This window comes from Parvimonas pharyngis (assembly GCF_046569675.1).
GTDB lineage: Bacteria > Bacillota > Clostridia > Tissierellales > Peptoniphilaceae > Parvimonas.
This window is the reverse complement of the sequence record NZ_JBKICJ010000003.1, coordinates 155,962-172,537: the sequence shown is the minus strand read 5'-3', so window position 1 is coordinate 172,537 and position 16,576 is coordinate 155,962. Positions and strand designations below refer to the sequence as shown.

General features: G+C 28.1%; 16 protein-coding genes. 14 read left to right on the top strand and 2 right to left on the bottom strand.

Going from position 1 to position 16,576, the window contains the following annotated elements; all coding sequences use genetic code 11:
* Position 1 precedes the first annotated feature (1 nt).
* The 3 genes from ACLGL0_RS04890 to ACLGL0_RS04880 all read left to right on the top strand — a co-directional run bounded on the left by ACLGL0_RS04890 (position 2) and on the right by ACLGL0_RS04880 (position 4,238).
* Positions 2–325 carry a DsrE family protein gene (locus tag ACLGL0_RS04890; RefSeq protein WP_411013845.1) on the top strand — a complete coding sequence of 108 codons (324 nt, stop codon included), beginning with the start codon at positions 2–4 and terminating at the stop codon, positions 323–325.
* A 114-nt stretch (positions 326–439) separates the two neighbouring features.
* On the top strand, positions 440–2,188 hold the full coding sequence (pepF, locus tag ACLGL0_RS04885; RefSeq protein WP_411013844.1) for an oligoendopeptidase F: 1,749 nt from the start codon (positions 440–442) through the stop codon (positions 2,186–2,188).
* A 25-nt stretch (positions 2,189–2,213) separates the two neighbouring features.
* Complete coding sequence (locus ACLGL0_RS04880; RefSeq protein WP_411013843.1) at positions 2,214–4,238, top strand: zinc ribbon domain-containing protein; 2,025 nt, start codon at positions 2,214–2,216, stop codon at positions 4,236–4,238.
* Between the two features lie 64 nt (positions 4,239–4,302).
* On the opposite strand, the gene ACLGL0_RS04875 is transcribed toward ACLGL0_RS04880, so the two are convergent.
* Complete coding sequence (locus ACLGL0_RS04875) at positions 4,303–4,704, bottom strand: hypothetical protein (RefSeq protein ID WP_411013842.1); 402 nt, start codon at positions 4,702–4,704, stop codon at positions 4,303–4,305.
* A gap of 223 nt (positions 4,705–4,927) precedes the next feature.
* Between ACLGL0_RS04875 and ACLGL0_RS04870 the strand changes: the two genes are divergently transcribed.
* From ACLGL0_RS04870 to ACLGL0_RS04835, 8 genes are all read left to right on the top strand, one after another.
* Positions 4,928–5,593, top strand: coding sequence for an MgtC/SapB family protein (locus ACLGL0_RS04870; RefSeq protein ID WP_313962218.1), 666 nt, complete (start codon positions 4,928–4,930; stop codon positions 5,591–5,593).
* 183 nt (positions 5,594–5,776) lie between these two features.
* Positions 5,777–7,003, top strand: a complete 1,227-nt coding sequence (tyrS, locus tag ACLGL0_RS04865; protein WP_411013841.1) for a tyrosine--tRNA ligase — start codon at positions 5,777–5,779, stop codon at positions 7,001–7,003.
* Between the two features lie 9 nt (positions 7,004–7,012).
* Entirely contained in the window at positions 7,013–7,648 is a 636-nt protein-coding gene (gene udk, locus ACLGL0_RS04860; protein WP_233056498.1) for a uridine kinase, read from the top strand.
* A complete protein-coding gene (locus tag ACLGL0_RS04855; protein WP_314557764.1) occupies positions 7,635–8,096 on the top strand; it encodes an aminoacyl-tRNA deacylase in 462 nt (153 codons plus the stop codon). The genes udk and ACLGL0_RS04855 overlap by 14 nt, the downstream gene beginning before the upstream one ends.
* The gene (locus ACLGL0_RS04850; protein WP_411013840.1) at positions 8,096–8,695 is read left to right on the top strand and encodes a molybdenum cofactor guanylyltransferase; all 600 of its coding nucleotides are present in this window, start codon (positions 8,096–8,098) and stop codon (positions 8,693–8,695) included. The genes ACLGL0_RS04855 and ACLGL0_RS04850 overlap by 1 nt, the downstream gene beginning before the upstream one ends.
* Before the next feature lie 199 nt (positions 8,696–8,894).
* Positions 8,895–10,430 (top strand): ribonuclease Y, encoded by a 1,536-nt coding sequence (gene rny, locus ACLGL0_RS04845; RefSeq protein ID WP_313962221.1) that lies wholly within the window; start codon positions 8,895–8,897, stop codon positions 10,428–10,430.
* Between the two features lie 185 nt (positions 10,431–10,615).
* A complete protein-coding gene (locus ACLGL0_RS04840; RefSeq protein WP_411013839.1) occupies positions 10,616–11,104 on the top strand; it encodes a methyltransferase family protein in 489 nt (162 codons plus the stop codon).
* Positions 11,105–11,132: 28 nt separating this feature from the next.
* Positions 11,133–11,747, top strand: coding sequence for a class I SAM-dependent DNA methyltransferase (locus tag ACLGL0_RS04835; RefSeq protein ID WP_411013838.1), 615 nt, complete (start codon positions 11,133–11,135; stop codon positions 11,745–11,747).
* A 47-nt stretch (positions 11,748–11,794) separates the two neighbouring features.
* Here ACLGL0_RS04835 and mscL read toward each other — a convergent pair whose 3' ends face one another.
* Complete coding sequence (mscL, locus tag ACLGL0_RS04830) at positions 11,795–12,205, bottom strand: large-conductance mechanosensitive channel protein MscL (protein ID WP_411013837.1); 411 nt, start codon at positions 12,203–12,205, stop codon at positions 11,795–11,797.
* 122 nt (positions 12,206–12,327) lie between these two features.
* Here mscL and ACLGL0_RS04825 point away from each other — a divergent pair, with 122 nt between their 5' ends.
* From ACLGL0_RS04825 to thrS, 3 genes are all read left to right on the top strand, one after another.
* Positions 12,328–13,017, top strand: coding sequence for a DUF6873 family GME fold protein (locus ACLGL0_RS04825; RefSeq protein ID WP_411013836.1), 690 nt, complete (start codon positions 12,328–12,330; stop codon positions 13,015–13,017).
* A gap of 2 nt (positions 13,018–13,019) precedes the next feature.
* Positions 13,020–14,321, top strand: a complete 1,302-nt coding sequence (hisS, locus tag ACLGL0_RS04820) for a histidine--tRNA ligase (protein ID WP_411013835.1) — start codon at positions 13,020–13,022, stop codon at positions 14,319–14,321.
* 241 nt (positions 14,322–14,562) lie between these two features.
* Positions 14,563–16,506, top strand: a complete 1,944-nt coding sequence (gene thrS / locus ACLGL0_RS04815; RefSeq protein WP_411013834.1) for a threonine--tRNA ligase — start codon at positions 14,563–14,565, stop codon at positions 16,504–16,506.
* Positions 16,507–16,576: the final 70 nt, after the last annotated feature.

Sequence of the window (16,576 nt, the reverse complement as noted above, 5' to 3'; positions counted from 1 at the left end):
TATGAATTATAAAGTACTATTTAGAATTGAAAGACTTAAACTTATAGATAAACTAAAAGCAAAAATTGTAAATTACAGAAGATATTGCGAGGAAATGGGAGATACTTGCGAAATAGAAATAGTTTGCGCAGGTAATGTCGTTACACATTTCTTGGAAGAAGATGAGTTTTTCAAAGACGAAAGTTTGCAAGTTAAACTCTGTAAAAATGCCTTAAACGGTTTAAAACCTGATTATGAACAAAAAAATATCCAAATTGTTTCAGCGGGAATCGGTGAAATAATTAAAAGAAAATCTGAAGGCTGGATAGAATATACAATAGACTAGGATATGTAAAAAAGAATGTGAAAACATTCTTTTTTTTATATGAATATATTGATAAAAAGTTTAAAAAATGGTAGAATTAATGTGTGAAAATTTAATTTTTATTTGGAGGTTATGATGGAAAAATATAATTGGTCATTAGAAAAAATCTACAAAAATGTAGATGAAGCAAGAGCAGAAATTAAACTTTGTGATGAGTATGTTGAAAGACTTACAAAGGAAGAAAAATCAGTTAAAAATTTAAGAAATATTATGGAATTATCTGAAAAAGCAAATAGACTTGCAGAAAAATTATATACTTACGCATATATGAAAAGAGATGAAGATAGTAGAATTTCTGAATTTCAAAAATTAGCTTTAGAAGTAAACTCATTAGGAACAAGATTGAGTTCAGCTATGGCATTTTTTGATCCATTCTTAATGGAATTATCTAATGAAGAATTAGAAAACTTTTATAAAGAAGGAGATAATGAAAAGTATAGAGTTCATTTTGAAAACATTTTAAGATTTAAACCACATACTTTAAGTGAATCAGAAGAAGAACTTCTTGCAAATACTAGTGAAATGGTTGGAACTGGTCAAAACTCATTCTATATGTTAAGCTATGCTGACTTAGATTATGGTAATATTGAAAGTAAAAATGGAGAAAAATTAACTGCTGCTAATTTCAATAGTTTTCTTTTAGATGAAAATGAAGAAGTAAGAAAAGAAGCGTTTGACAAGATGTATGGAACTGTTTCAAAATTCAAAAACACTTATGCTACTACTTTATACAGTGCAATTAAGAATTTAACTATTCTTGCTAAGGTTAAAAAGTATCCTTCAGCTAGATATATGGAATTATTCCAAGATTGTGTTCCTGAAACAGTTTATGACTCATTAATCGAAAGTATTGAAGAATATTTACCATCACTTCATAAATATTATGGATTGAGAAAGAAAGCTTTAAAGAAAGATAAACAATATTTATGGGATCTTTATCTTAATTTAGAAAAAGAATTTGACCAAAAATATTCTTATGAAAAAGCAAGAGAATTAATAACTGAAGGTCTTAAACCATTAGGAGAAGACTATATTGAAGTTTTAAATAGAGGATTTGAAGATCGTTGGGTTGACGTTTATCCAAGAGAAGGAAAAGCTGGTGGAGCATATTCTTGGGGAAGCTTTGACACAGATCCATATATCCTAATGAACTATACTGATGATTTAGACAGTATGTTCACATTAGCTCATGAATTTGGACATTCAATGCATAGCTATTATTCAAAATCAGACAATGATTATCTATATGCACAATATAAGATTTTCGTTGCAGAAGTTGCATCAACTTTTAACGAATTAACTCTATTAGACTATATGTTAAAGAATGTTAAAGATAAACATGAAAAGATTTATATATTAAATCATTATATCAATATGTTTATTGGAACAGTATTTAGACAAACAATGTTTGCTGAATTTGAAAAGAATACTCATTTAGAAGTTGAAGAAGGAAATGCTTTAACTGCTGATGATTTCACAAGAATAATGCAAGAATTAAATGATAAATATTATGGAGAACATGTTGAAAAGAGTGAAATTGCTAGTTACTTATGGGCAAGAATACCTCATTTCTACAACAATTTCTATGTATATAAATATGCAACAAGTTTTTGTGCTGCAAGTTTCTTATCAAGTAGAGTAATTGCAGGAGATAAAGAAGCGTTAAAGAGCTATAGAAACTTCTTAAAAGACGGATGTAGACACCAACCAATTGAACAATTAAGAACAGCTGGAATTGATATGGAAGATAAAAATTCTATTAACAAAGCTCTAGATGTTTTCAAAGGTCTAGTTGACGAATTAGAAAAAGAATTAGAAGCGTAGAAAGATTTTAAGGAGGGTTTTTTTCGTGTCTAAGAAAAATAAGAAAAAGAATAAAATTGAAAAAAATTCTTCAAATTTTTCAGAAGGCGGATTTGATAAATCTATTTTATCCAACTATTCTCAATGGCGAGAAGATTATTCCGAAAAAGAAATTTCTGAAGAAGTTGTTCTCGAATCCCAAAAAGAAATTGAAAAGGTTGATGACTTAGATTTTAAATCACATCTTATCAATTCAGAAGTGGAAGACCATACTTTTTCAACTGACGAAGAAAAGGCAAAATCAAGTGAGAAGGCTAAAGAGAAAGTTGAAGAAGTAAAAGAGAAAAAAGAAGAAAATAACGAAGAAGATGAAATTTTAACAGAAACACAAAGACTTCAACTTATTTATGGTAATGTTGTTCCCCTACACGAAAGACGTCGTAGGGGTAGCAAAGCTACTAAAAATAAGAATAAGGAAAAACACAAAGAGAAAAAACCTGAAGTTGTTGAAAGTGTAGATGTTAATGAAAAAGAAACTCCAAAAAAGGAAGTTGTAGTTGCTACTGCCGTAGAAACTATAGAGAAAAAAGAAAAAGTAAAAACTGAAGAAAAGAAAAAAGGAAAAGAAAAAGCTAAACCTAAAGAAGCTGTAAAGCCAAAAGAAGTTGAAAAACTAAAAGAGGTTGAAAAAGTTAAGGAAGAAAAGGATAAAAAAGATACTAATAAGTATGAAATGCCTAAAATTCCTAAAGGTTTAAAGCTTATCTTTGCTTGTACTATTGTTTTAATGCTTTCAGTTGTTGGTTTCTTTGGACTTAAAGCTTATCATTCTCTTGAAGTAAAACTTCCAAATATTCTTGCGGGAGTTGAATCCAAAAAAATTGGATTTTATACTTCAAATATAGTTTTTAAAGATAAGACTATAGATAAAAATCAAGCAGAATATCTTATTTCACTTTTTGAGGGAGATGAAGCAAAACTAAAAACTGTTGAAAAATGGCTTAAAGAAGATGCTGAAAACTTGAAAAAAGATAGTAATTACAAGAGTACAAGACCGATTAGACTTCAAAAAAGTGGAAAAGTTTTAGGGCTTTTTGATGATTATAAAATTCATTTAGATCCTCTAAAATTGAAAGTTGAAAAGAATGATGATGTAGAAACTACAATTCTATTAGACGGAAAAGAAGAAGCTATTTCAGATAAAGAATATGAGTTATTCCCTGGAAAATATACAGTTTTTTACTATGATAATAATGTAAAATTAAAAGAAGAAGTTTCTCTTTTTTATGGTGAAAATTCTGATGTAACAACTATTTCTTATGGAGCTGGAACAGATTATCAACTTGCTAATGAGGTTGAAAAACTAGATACAAATGCAAAAGAAAGTTCCTTTAAGATTATAACTAGAGATGATAGCAGTATTCTGTTTGTAAATGATAAAAATACAGAACTTACTGTAAAAGAGTTTAATAAACTTTCTGGAACAAATATAAAATCTGGAGATATTTTAAAAGTAGTAACTAAAATGCCTTGGGGATATACAATTTCTGATGGAGTTACTTATCAAGGAGAAAATAAAATAAATGTAAGTACTTCTCTTACAGATAAAAGACTTTTAAATGTAGCGATTAATAGAACAATTCAGTTATTGAGAGAAGATGTTCAATCCAGAGGAAAGAAAGATGCAAGTTTATTAACTGTTATGATAAATCCATCTTTAGAAATAGAAACTAAAAGAGTTGAATCATTAATTAACAATGGAAGAGATTATGTTGGAGGTTATCCTTCAGTTGAGTTTGACCTTAACTCTTTTGATATTAGAGAATATGGTGATACTTACGAAATGTATATTGGTGGACATTTGTTAGTTCAAGAAACAACATATCCACAAAACAACAAACCACCACAACTATCATCAATAACACCTGTAGAATCTACAGTTGGATTCCATTTTATATATGATAAACAAAAGAAAAATTGGTACAGTAATATTTGGGGTTTCACAACTAGAACTATTACTAGAACTAATATAAAAAGTGTAGATATATCAAAAGATATGATTGCAAAATAAAAATATAAATCAAGTTAACAAAAAGCTCATCTAAGTTAATTAGATGAGCTTTATTTTTGTTATTTTATTTAATTAATTTTAAAATTGAATATATATCTTTTATTTTAGATTCTTTATACTCAAAATTATTTTTTGTATCTTTTATTATTTTGTCATTTATTATTTCCAAATCAATATCCAATCTATCCGCAGTAATAAGTTCTTTACCATCTTTCACAGATATTTTTACATTCTCATATAGGCCACAAACATTTCCAGAGTCTGATTTTTCATACAAAGCTAAGTAATATTTTTTTGAATCTGATGAACTTTCATTATCCTTAGTTTTTTCAATAATAAAAGCTTTTTCTTTTGTTACGAAATATTTACCGCTTATCTGTTCTATTTTTACTCCTTTTGCTGAACAAGAACAAAAAATTAATGTGACTAAAGTAAATATAAAACATTTTTCAAAAAATTTTTTCATGTTATTGAGTACCTCCAACATTATTTTTGACGCTTTCATACTATAAATTAATTATAACATAAAAAATAGTAAAGAATAGACTGATAATTTTTATAAAAATATGATATAATAATATAGTTATAGTATATTAGTATAATAAAAATTTGGATTTGCATTTAATTTTATAATTAATATAAGTTAGATTTAATTTTGATATTTTATGAGATAAATTTAGGAGCATTATATGAAAATAGATATGGTTATGTTTTATCAAAATTTTGAATTTTTAATAAAAATGGTTCTTGCAACTGTAATGGGAGTAATAATAGGTTTTGAAAGAAAGAGCAGAAACAAAGGTGCAGGTATTAGGACTCACGCAATCGTTTCATTAGCATCTGCACTTATGATGATAGTATCTAAATATGGATTTTTTGATATAGTTGAATATGATGCAGCACGTGTTGCAGCACAAGTTGTATCAGGGATTGGTTTTTTAGGTACTGGTCTTATTTTTATAAAGAATAATGCTGTAAATGGTCTTACAACTGCTGCTGGTATTTGGGCTACTGCTGGAATTGGACTTGCAATGGGAGCAGGGCTTTATGCTGTTGCTATTTTTGGAACACTTCTAATTGTAATTATTCAAATTTTGATGCATAAGGATACTTTTTTAAGTAAAGACCATTTGACTATTACTTTTGAAATCAGTCTAGAAGATAGTTTTAATACTATTAGAGAGATAAGAAATTGTTTGGAAAGATTTAAACTTGAAATTCAAAATGTTGAAATTATAAAGAAGAGTAGAACTGTTATTGTAAGATTTTACACTTTTGTTCCTGCTGACTTTGAAAGAGAACATTTAGAAGATTTGATTTTTGATGATGAAAGAGTTAGAAAGATTGAAATGTAGTTGACTTTTTTAACTTTTTTATATATAATTATTTCTATATTTAATATTGAGCGTTGATTGTGCTTACAACACAGGAGTTCAGAAGTGATTGTGCTTAAACATTATGAGGCCTATGCGAAGAAAGGTGGTACCACGATAAGTCGTCCTTTCATTGTTTTAGGTCTTTTTTTATAGGAGGATTTTATGGAATACAAAAATATTTTTGAAGAGCTTGTTGATAGAGGTTACTTTGAACAAGCTACTTATGAAGAAGAATTAAAAGAGCTATTATCTAAAGAGAGAGTAAAATTCTATGTAGGTTTTGATGCGACAGCGGATAGTTTAACTATAGGTCATTTTATTCAAATCATGGTTATGAAGAGAATGCAAAATTATGGACATATTCCAATCGCTCTTTTAGGTGGGGGAACTACAATGATTGGAGATCCTTCTGGTAGAAGTGATATGAGAATGGTAATGACTGAAGAACAAATCAATCATAATGCACAAAGATTTTTTGAACAACTTTCTAGATTTATTGATTTTTCAGATGGTAATGCAATTATTGAAAATAACAAAGACTGGCTTTTAGACTTAAATTTTATAAGATTTATGAAAGAAGTTGGAGTGCATTTTAGTGTTAATAAAATGCTTACTTGTGATGCGTATAAGAATAGAATGGAAAAAGGTCTTACATTCTTTGAATTTTCATATATGTTAATGCAAAGTTATGACTTCTTATACCTATACAGAAAACATGGTTGTAAATTACAATTAGGTGGTTCTGATCAATGGAGTAATATCCTTGGTGGATATGATTTAGTAAGAAAGCTTGAACAAGATAAGGTTTATGCTATGACTTTTAAACTTTTAACAACAGCTGATGGAGTTAAAATGGGAAAATCTCAAAAAGGAGCAGTATGGTTAGATGAAGAAAAGACTTCTCCATACGAACTTTTCCAATATATGAGAAATGTTGATGATAGGGATGTTGAAAAATTCTTACTAATGCTTACTTTCTTGCCAACTGAAAAATGTAGAGAATTAGGTAAATATAAAGACGAAAGAATTAATGAAGCAAAAGAAGTTTTAGCTTTTGAAGTAACTAAGATTATTCATGGCGAAGAAAAGGCTAAAAAAGCATTAGAAACTGCTAGGGCTTTATTTAGTGGAGAGCTTTTAGACGAAAATATGCCTTCAACTGAAATCAATAAAGCAGATTTTGAAAATGAAGAGATAGGAATTCTAGATTTAATTAGAACTTGTGGAATTTCAAAGTCTAATGGAGAAGCTAGAAGACTTATTGAACAAGGTGGTATTTCTTTAAACGGAGAAAAAATCACTGATACAAATTTAAAAGTTTCTCTTAATTTAGAAGAAATTGTAATAAAAAAAGGTAAAAAAATCTATCACAGAGTAATTGCTTTATAGGAGTTTTCAATGGAAAAAAATGATATTTATGTTGTAGGTATTGCTGGTGGTTCTGCTTCTGGAAAGACTACAATTATTGAAAAGTTAAAGAAACAATTTAAAGATGAAATTGTAATGATAAGTCATGATTTTTATTATTGGCCAAATGACGATAAGACTTTAGAGGAAAGAGCGAAACTGAATTATGATCATCCGAAGTCTTTTGAAACTTCTAAACTAATTGAAGATGTAAAAATTTTAAAATCAGGTAAAGAAGTAGATTTACCTATTTATGATTTTACAATTCATACTAGAAGTAAGGAAACTATGAGAGTTTATCCAAAGCCTGTAATAATAGTTGAAGGTATTTTAATTTTAGAAGATTCTAAACTTAGAGAACTTATGGATTTAAAAGTTTATGTAGATACAGATGCAGATGAAAGACTTATCAGAAGAATTTTAAGAGATACTAAAGAGAGAGGCAGAAGTCTTGAAAGTATTTTAACTCAATATCAAAATACGGTTAAACCAATGCATGAGGAATTTATTGAGCCAAGCAAAAAACATGCAGATATTATTATTCCTCGTGGTGGGGAAAATACTCCTGCAATAAAGATGTTGGTTCAACACTTAAAGACTTTTTTGGATAAACATGAAAAAAAATAGCAAGACTAATGTATGTAGAATATTAGATAGACAAAAGATACAATATCAATTTGTAGTTAGGGAAGAAGACAAAGAATTTGAAGAAATTGGAATAGATAGAAATATATGCTTTAAGACTCTTGTTCTTGAGGGTAGTGATAAAAATCATTATGTCTGTGTTATTCCTATTGACGCACATTTGGATTTGAAAAAAGCAAGTAAGCATTTTCAACTAAAAAGTATCAAAATGATTTTGCAAAAGGATTTAGAACCTTTAACTGGATATGTCCATGGCGGTTGTAGTCCTGTTGGAATGAAGACAAAGTTTAAAACTACTTTTGATATAAGAGCAAAAGACATGGAAAAATTTCTTGTAAGTGCAGGAAAGGTCAGAAATTCAATCATAGTAAATCCTATTGAATTTGCAGATTTTTGTGATGCTGATTTTGCTGATTTGGTGGCAGAATAATGATAAATTGTATTATACTTGCTGGGGGTAATTCCGTAAGAATGACTTTTCCAAAAGAATATATTGAGATTGAAGAAAAGTATTTAGTCCATAATTCAATTGAGGTTTTGAAAAATATTTTTGATGATATAGTTATTGTTTCAAATGATAAAGAGCATTACAAAGATTTAAAAGTAAGAGTTGTTAGAGATATTTTTTACAAAAAAGGTCCAATGGCTGGACTTCATAGCGGGCTTTGTTATTCTGAAAGTGAATTTTCGTTTTTAACTGCATGTGATATGCCAAATATTGATGAGAAATTCATTAGATTTATGATTTCAAAACTAGAAAAAAATTTTGACGGATTAATTTGTCTTTCAGAAAATGGTAAAATTTTACCTATGAATGGGATTTATAAAAATTCTTTAAAAGAAAGTTTGAGAGAAGAATTGATTAAAGATAATCGAAAATTTGTAAGATTTATTGAAGATAACAATTTCAAGTTTTTGAAATATGAAGAATGGAAAAATTTCGATAAGAAAAATATATTTGAAAACTTAAATACTATAAAGGAATTGGAAGAATTTAAAAAGAAATTAATGACTATAAAAAAAGATTAATGACGGTTTATGCCGTCATTTTTTGTCAAGTAATCTGATATATAATCTAACATTTATACATATTTATGCGATTTTTTAAATTGACAAAATTTCAAAAAAGTTGTAAAATAGTAGTTGTGAGAAATCACATATGAATTTAAGGAATAATGAATTGATAATTGTAACTTGAAAATTTAATACAAGGAGGTGTGTAAGACTAATGCCAAAAGAATTTATATTACTTCCTGTTTTTTTAATAGCAGGTGCTATTATTGGATATGTTTTTAGAAGATTTACATCAGAAAAACTTATTAATGGTGCTGAAAATCATGCTAAAAAAATTGTTGAAGATGCGATAAAAGAAGCTGAAACAAAGAAAAAAGAAAAATTAGTTGAAGCTAAGGAAGAAGCGCATAGAATTAAACAAGAAAGCGATAAAGAAAACAGAGAAAGAAGAAATGAAATTCAAAAATTGGAACGTCGTTTAATTGCTAAAGAAGAAAATTTAGATAAGAAAAATGAAAATTTAGATAAGAAGAATGAGCGTTTAAATAAAGAATTAAAAGATTTAGAAATTAGAGAATCTGAAATCGAAAAATTAGTTGAAAAACAAAAAGAAGAGTTAGAAAGAGTTGCCAATATATCATCTGAAGAAGCTAAAGAAATTATACTTGAAGAAGTTAGACAAGAAAGTATAAAAGATGCTGCAAATATCATTAGAGAAATTGAACAAAATGCTAAAGATAATGCAGAAAAAAATGCTAGATATATTATTGGAACAGCTATCCAAAGATATGCAGCAGATCATGTTGCTGAATCTACAGTTAGTGTTGTAAATTTACCAAATGATGAAATGAAGGGTAGAATTATTGGTAGAGAAGGAAGAAATATTAGAACATTTGAAAGTTTAACAGGAGTTGATTTGATTATTGACGATACTCCAGAAGCAGTTGTTTTATCTTCTTTTGACCCAGTTAGAAGAGAAATTGCAAGACTTGCTCTTGAAAAATTGATTAATGACGGAAGAATCCACCCTACAAGAATCGAAGAAATGATTGAAAAATCAAGACAGGAAGTTGAAAATAGTATTAGAATTGCAGGGGAAGACGCTTGTGATCAAACTAATATTCATGGACTTCATCCTGAACTTATTAAACTTTTAGGAAGACTAAAGTACAGAACTTCTTATGGACAAAATGTTTTAAAACATTCTATAGAAGTTGCACACTTAGCTGGAATGTTAGCTGCAGATATTGGAGCTGATGTTAAAATTGCTAAGAGAGGTGGTCTATTACACGATATAGGTAAGGCTATAGATCACGAAATGGAAGGAAACCATGTTGAACTTGGTGTTCAAATGGCTAAGAAATACAAAGAAAAACGTGAAGTTCTACATTGTATTGAGGCACATCATAATGATGTTGAACCAGAAACTGTTGAGGCACTTTTGGTACAAGCTGCGGATGCTATTTCAGCTGCAAAACCAGGTGCAAGACGTGAGTCTGTTGAAAATTATATCAAGCGTTTGGAAAATCTTGAAGAAATTGCAAATTCATTTGACGGTGTTGAAAAATCTTTTGCAATTCAAGCAGGACGTGAAATAAGAGTAATGGTTAAACCAGAAGTTATTGACGAAGATAAGATGTTATTGACTTCAAAAGAAATTATTAAGAAAATACAAGAAGAACTTGAGTATCCTGGAACAATTAAAGTAAATTTAATTAGGGAAACAAGAGTTGTTGATTACGCTAAATAGTTTTTAAATTTGAAAACAAGAATGTTTATAGAAATATGGACATTCTTTTTTTATGCAAAATTAAAAGGTGTTTGATTTATTTATGTATCTACGATACATTTAGTTATTAATTTAATATTGATATTGTTTTGCAATTGTGATATATTTAAGTTGATTGTTTTTGGTTTTTAATTAAGGAGTAAAATATGAAAAAAGAAAAATTATCAGTTTTTGGAATCGGTCCTTTATATGTAGGAATTATTATTTCTATAACTATTTTATTAATATTTTTACAAAATAATGGTTATTTTAAAAATGGAGAGATTTTCTTTTTGAAAATTCCTTTTATGATTATAGGCATATTATGTATATTTATAGGTATTGGACTTTGGATTTCTGCAGTTGTTAATTCAAGAATTTCTAAGAACATAAAGGAACTAAAGTTGGTAACTACAGGAGTTTTTGCGATTGTAAGAAATCCGATTTATTCAGCTTTTATGTTTCTTTGTTGGGGGATTTGCTTTCTTTTCAATAATCTTTACTTTTTAATTACAATTCCAATTTACTGGATTATTTTAACGATTTTAGTAAAAAACACAGAGGAAATATGGCTTAAAAATATTTTTGGCGTGGAATATCTTGAATATTGTAAGAGAACAAATAGATGTATCCCATGGTTTCCTAGAAAATCTTGATTAATTTACTATATAAATAGGGGGTAGTATGAGTAATTATTTTGATGAAGTTGCTAAAGTTTGGAACACGAAAGATAGGAAAAATAGAACTTTTACCATATACGAAAAAATGTTTAAATATTTAGGAGAAAATTTGAAAGATAAAACAGCTCTTGAAATAGGTTCTGGAGATGGACTTCTTGCAACTTTATTATCTAAGGATTTAAAAAGAATAGATTGTATTGATACATCTTTAAAGATGAGGGAAGAGTCTATAAATAGAATAAATGAAATGAAAATAGAAAACATCAGTATAAATGATGAAATTTTCTTAGAAAATTCGAATGAAAAATACGATATAATTTACAGTTTAACAGCTTTTCATCATATTGTTGATATTGATGCTGAGCTTAAATTGTTAAAAGAGCATTTAAAAGAAAATGGAAAAATAATCATAATGGATTTGGATACAGTTTCTCCTGATTTTCATAAGGATTTTCCAAACTTTGACGGGCATGACGGATTTTCAAGAGAAGAAATGGAAAATTATTTTAAAAGAGCATCATTTATTCCGAAAAACTATGAGATTGTATGGAATGGAAGAAGTAAGGAGATTGATTTTAAAATTTTCTTAATGGAAGGAATATGTGAAAAACAAATGTAATTAAAAAAACCGAGTTGTATTTAACTCGGTTTTTGAATATAAATTTCTTATTTTTCTTTAATATCATTTAAGATATTCTTAATATCTGTTAAGATTTCTTCTTGAGTTGGACCAGCTGGTGCTTCTTCAACTGCTTCTTCTTTCTTTCTGTTTAACTTATTCATAGCTTTAACCATTAAGAAAATACAGAAAGCAATAATTAAGAAATCAAGAACGTTTTGAATAAATGCACCATATTTAAAAGCAACTTCAGCTATTTTCTTTGATTCGTCTCCTGCTTTTAATACGATTTTTAGGTCTGAGAAATTAACTCCACCTGTTAACATTGAGATTAAAGGCATTAAAATATCATTTACTAAAGAAGAAACGATTTTACCAAATGCTCCACCTATAATAACCCCAACAGCTAAGTCCATTACATTACCTTTTAAGGCAAATTCTTTAAATTCTTTTAACATAAACTTCCTCCTATAATAAAAATGTGATAAAATATATTATAATCAACAAAATCGTTGTATTATAATTATCTTTACTTATAGTACCCTAGAATTATAATACTAAACATAAGGAGATAAAAATATTGCAAAAAATTATAGTTAGTAACTGCGCAAGTGAGAATTTTTTTGAACTTTTAGACAAAAATAGTATTTGTTATATAAAAAGTTTAAATAATGAAAAATTTAATAATAATTATAATGATCATGTAGATTTGAGTATTTTAAAGATAGATAATGATATTTATATTGAAAATTCAGTATTTGAGTATTATAAAGATTTTTTAAAAGATTATAATTTAATAAAAGTAGATGTTTCAGATTTCAAAAATGGAGAAATAGTTTTAAATATTGCAAAAAATGATAAATATTTTTTTCATAATGAAAAATTTACTACAAAAGAAATTTTTGAAAGTCTTAAGCTAAAAAGAGAATATATAAAGATAAATCAAGGTTATTCAAATTGCAGTATGATTTGTTTTAAAAATCATATTATTACAAGTGATGAGGGAATTTTTAAGTCTTTAAAATTTAAGAATATAAATGTGGAACTTGTTACAACAGATGGAATAATTTTAAATGGATATAAAAATGGATTTATCGGAGGAACTTGTGGTTTTGTGTCTGACGATATTCTATTGTTTTATGGTGATGTGACAAAATATCAAGATTATGATATAATTAAACGCGTAGCTGATGATGAAAATGTGAGGATTCTATTTCCTAAAGGCGAAGATTTTGTCGATTTAGGTGGAATTATTTCACTTTGGAGGTAATTATGGGATTTATTAAACCGAGTAATGTTGTAGGAACAATGGAACTTTTACCAAGTGAACAAATTTTGTTCGATAATGTAAAGAATATAATAGAAGATACTTTTAAAAAACGTGGATTTTTACCTATAGATACACCTGTATTTGAAAAGAATGAAATTCTTTTGGCTAAGGGTGGTGGAGAAACTACTAAACAAATTTTTAAAATTGACTCTGAAAGTAAGGATATCTCTTTAAGATTTGATTTAACAGTGCCTTTGGCAAGATATGTTGCTCAATATTTTAGTGATTTGAATTTCCCTTTTAGAAGATATCATATAGGTAAAGTTTACCGTGGAGAAAGAAATCAAAAGGGTAGATATAAGGAGTTTTATCAATGTGATATTGACGTAATAGGAAATGGAAAACTTGATATAAAAAATGATGCAGAACTTCCTTATATTATTTATGAAATTTTTTCAAAAATTATTAACGAAAAATTTGCAATTAATTTTAGTAATTTAAAAATTATTAATGGACTTTTTGAAAGTTTGGGTATAGATAATAAATCTGATATGCTTAGAATAATTGATAAAATTGAAAAAATAGGTTTTGAAAAAGTTGTTGAAGAATTAAAAAATACTGGACTTGACGATAAGAGTTTGGAAAAAATCTTAGAATTTATTAAAATTTCTGGTAATAATGAAGAGATTATTGAAAAGTTAAGTGTTCTAGGTATTTCTAATGAACTTTTTGAAAAAGGTATTGAAGAACTTAAAGAAGTTTATTCTTGTATGAAACTTTTTGGAATTCCTGAAGATTATATAAAGATTAATCTTACAATTACAAGAGGTTTAGATTATTATACTGGAACTGTTTATGAAACATTTTTAGAAAATTATAGACAACTTGGAAGTGTTTGTTCTGGCGGAAGATATGATGATTTAGCAAGTAATTATACAAGTCAAGTTTTACCAGGTGTTGGAATCTCTATTGGACTTACAAGATTATTCTATCAATTACTTGATAAGAATTTATTTAAGGAAATAAAAACTAATAGTATTGACGCTTTAATTATTCCAATGGAAAATTGTTATGATTATGGAATTAAACTATTGAATAAATTTGAAAATAGTGGTAAAATAATACAAATATATTTTGAAGATGCTAAGATGAAGAAAAAAATCTCTTATGCTGACAAATTAAATATCCCTTATATTATCATAGTCGGAGAAGATGAAAAAGCAAATAACACTTACACTGTCAAAGATTTAAAGACAGGAGAACAAACGACTGTTGATTTTGAAGGATTATTGAAGTTAATATAGACGTTGAAGTAACGAGTAGGATTTAAGCGCTTTAAGAGAGAATGAAACGTGGCTGGAATTTCATTTAAGAATGCTATTTACCGAAAACTATTACGGAGTCTTTTATCTAATTAAGAAGTAATTAGGGTGGAACCACGAGTCATCGTCCCTACAGTTTTGTAGGGATGAGACTCTTTTTTTATTTTAAAAAAAGATACATGAAAAGAACGAAGTAATTATGTAGTCTAAGAAGGAGGAAATTATGGAGATGATTAAAGTTACATTCCCAGATGGGTCTGTTCATGAATTTGAAAAAGGTGTAAAAATTTTAGATGTTGCAATTAGTATTTCTGAAGGTTTTGCAAGAAATGTTATCGGCGCTGTTGTTAATGATGTTATAAAAGGTTTAAGTGAAACATTAAAAGAAGATTGTGCTATTAAATTCGTAAAGTTTGAAGATAAAGAAGGAAAAGAAATTTTCTGGCATACGTCAAGTCACGTTATGGCTCTTGCTATTCAAAGACTATTTCCAGATACAAAATTTGGAATTGGACCTGCAATAGATAACGGATTTTACTATGATTTAGATTCAGAACATAAATTTACACCAGAAGATTTAGAAAAAATCGAAAAAGAAATGATGAAAATATTTAAGGAAGGTTATTCTGTTGATAGAAAAGAAGTTAGTAGAGACTTTGCCTTAAAGTATTTTGCTGAAAAAGGACAAGATTATAAAATTGATCTAATCGAAGGTTTTGATAAAGATGCTGAACTTTCTTTCTATGAATTAGGAGATTTTACAGACCTTTGTAGAGGACCTCATCTTGTTGATGTTAAGAAAATAAAAGCTGTTAAACTTTTAAGCATAGCCGGTGCTTATTGGAGAGGTAGCGAAAAAAATAAAATGCTTCAAAGAATTTATGGTATAACTTTTGAAAAGAAAAAAGATTTAGATGAGTATTTAGAATTCTTAGAAGATGCTAAACAAAGAGACCATAGAAAGATTGGTAAAGAGTTAGGAATATTTATGATTAGCCAAAATGTAGGGGCTGGTCTTCCTTTCTGGTTACCAAAAGGATCTACAATTAGACGTGTAATTGAAAGATATATAGTTGATAAAGAAATTGAATGTGGATATGAACATGTTTATACTCCAATTTTAGCAAATGTTGACCTTTATAAAACTTCAGGTCACTGGGATCACTATCAAGATAGTATGTTCCCACCAATGGACTTAGGTAATGGAGAATTATTAGTTTTAAGACCAATGAACTGTCCTCATCATATGGAAATTTACAATAATGATGTTCATAGTTATAAAGAATTCCCTATTAGAATTGCTGAACTTGGAATGATGCACCGTTACGAAATGAGTGGTACACTTTCAGGTTTGCAAAGAGTTAGAGAAATGACTTTAAACGATGCTCATATCTTTGTTCGTCCTGATCAAATTAAAGATGAATTTACAAGAGTTGTAAATTTAATGAAATCAGTTTATGAAGATTTTGACATCAAGAATTTTAGATTCAGATTAAGTTACAGAGATCCTGAAAATAAGGAAAAATACTTTGATGACGATGAAATGTGGAATAATGCTGAAGCAATGCTTAAGAGTGCAATGGATGACTTAGGTTATGAATACTTTGAAGCAAAAGGAGAAGCTGCGTTCTATGGTCCAAAACTTGATGTTCAAGTTAAGACTGCGATTGGTTTAGAGGAAACTCTTTCTACAATTCAACTTGACTTCTTATTACCACAAAGATTTGATTTAACTTATGTTGGAGAAGATGGAAAGAATACTCATAGACCAGTTGTAATTCACAGAGGTATTGTTTCTACAATGGAAAGATTCGTAGCTTACCTAATTGAAGAATACAAAGGAGCTTTCCCAACTTGGTTAGCACCAGAACAAGTTAAGATTTTACCAATTTCTGACAAATTCAATGACTATGCTTATGAATTACAAAAAGAATTTGCAAAAAAAGACATAAGAGTAGCAGTTGATGATAGAGCAGAAAAAATTGGATTAAAAATCAGAGAAGCACAACTTGCTAAAATTCCATATAGTTTAATCGTTGGTGAAAATGAAGTAAACGAAAGAACAGTTTCAGTTAGAAAACGTGGAGAGGGAGATAAAGGCTCAATGAAAGCTGGTGCATTCCTTGAAATGATTTTAGAAGAAGTGAATTCAAAGGTTGTCAAATAATGGTAAGAAAAATTTTAAAACATAAAGCATTGTATTTATGCGGGATTATATTGTCAGTATTTAGCTTCTT

What these genes read in the sequence shown, in the direction of transcription:
- pepF (WP_411013844.1), top strand. Translation starts at nt 440, where the DNA reads ATGGAAAAATATAATTGGTCATTAGAAAAAATCTACAAAAATGTAGAT.
- udk (WP_233056498.1), top strand. Translation starts at nt 7,013, where the DNA reads ATGGAAAAAAATGATATTTATGTTGTAGGTATTGCTGGTGGTTCTGCT.
- ACLGL0_RS04890 (WP_411013845.1), top strand. Translation starts at nt 2, where the DNA reads ATGAATTATAAAGTACTATTTAGAATTGAAAGACTTAAACTTATAGAT.
- mscL (WP_411013837.1), bottom strand. Translation starts at nt 12,205, where the DNA reads ATGTTAAAAGAATTTAAAGAATTTGCCTTAAAAGGTAATGTAATGGAC.
- ACLGL0_RS04875 (WP_411013842.1), bottom strand. Translation starts at nt 4,704, where the DNA reads ATGAAAAAATTTTTTGAAAAATGTTTTATATTTACTTTAGTCACATTA.
- ACLGL0_RS04870 (WP_313962218.1), top strand. Translation starts at nt 4,928, where the DNA reads ATGAAAATAGATATGGTTATGTTTTATCAAAATTTTGAATTTTTAATA.
- ACLGL0_RS04850 (WP_411013840.1), top strand. Translation starts at nt 8,096, where the DNA reads ATGATAAATTGTATTATACTTGCTGGGGGTAATTCCGTAAGAATGACT.
- tyrS (WP_411013841.1), top strand. Translation starts at nt 5,777, where the DNA reads ATGGAATACAAAAATATTTTTGAAGAGCTTGTTGATAGAGGTTACTTT.
- ACLGL0_RS04840 (WP_411013839.1), top strand. Translation starts at nt 10,616, where the DNA reads ATGAAAAAAGAAAAATTATCAGTTTTTGGAATCGGTCCTTTATATGTA.
- ACLGL0_RS04855 (WP_314557764.1), top strand. Translation starts at nt 7,635, where the DNA reads ATGAAAAAAAATAGCAAGACTAATGTATGTAGAATATTAGATAGACAA.
- thrS (WP_411013834.1), top strand. Translation starts at nt 14,563, where the DNA reads ATGGAGATGATTAAAGTTACATTCCCAGATGGGTCTGTTCATGAATTT.
- hisS (WP_411013835.1), top strand. Translation starts at nt 13,020, where the DNA reads ATGGGATTTATTAAACCGAGTAATGTTGTAGGAACAATGGAACTTTTA.
- ACLGL0_RS04835 (WP_411013838.1), top strand. Translation starts at nt 11,133, where the DNA reads ATGAGTAATTATTTTGATGAAGTTGCTAAAGTTTGGAACACGAAAGAT.
- rny (WP_313962221.1), top strand. Translation starts at nt 8,895, where the DNA reads ATGCCAAAAGAATTTATATTACTTCCTGTTTTTTTAATAGCAGGTGCT.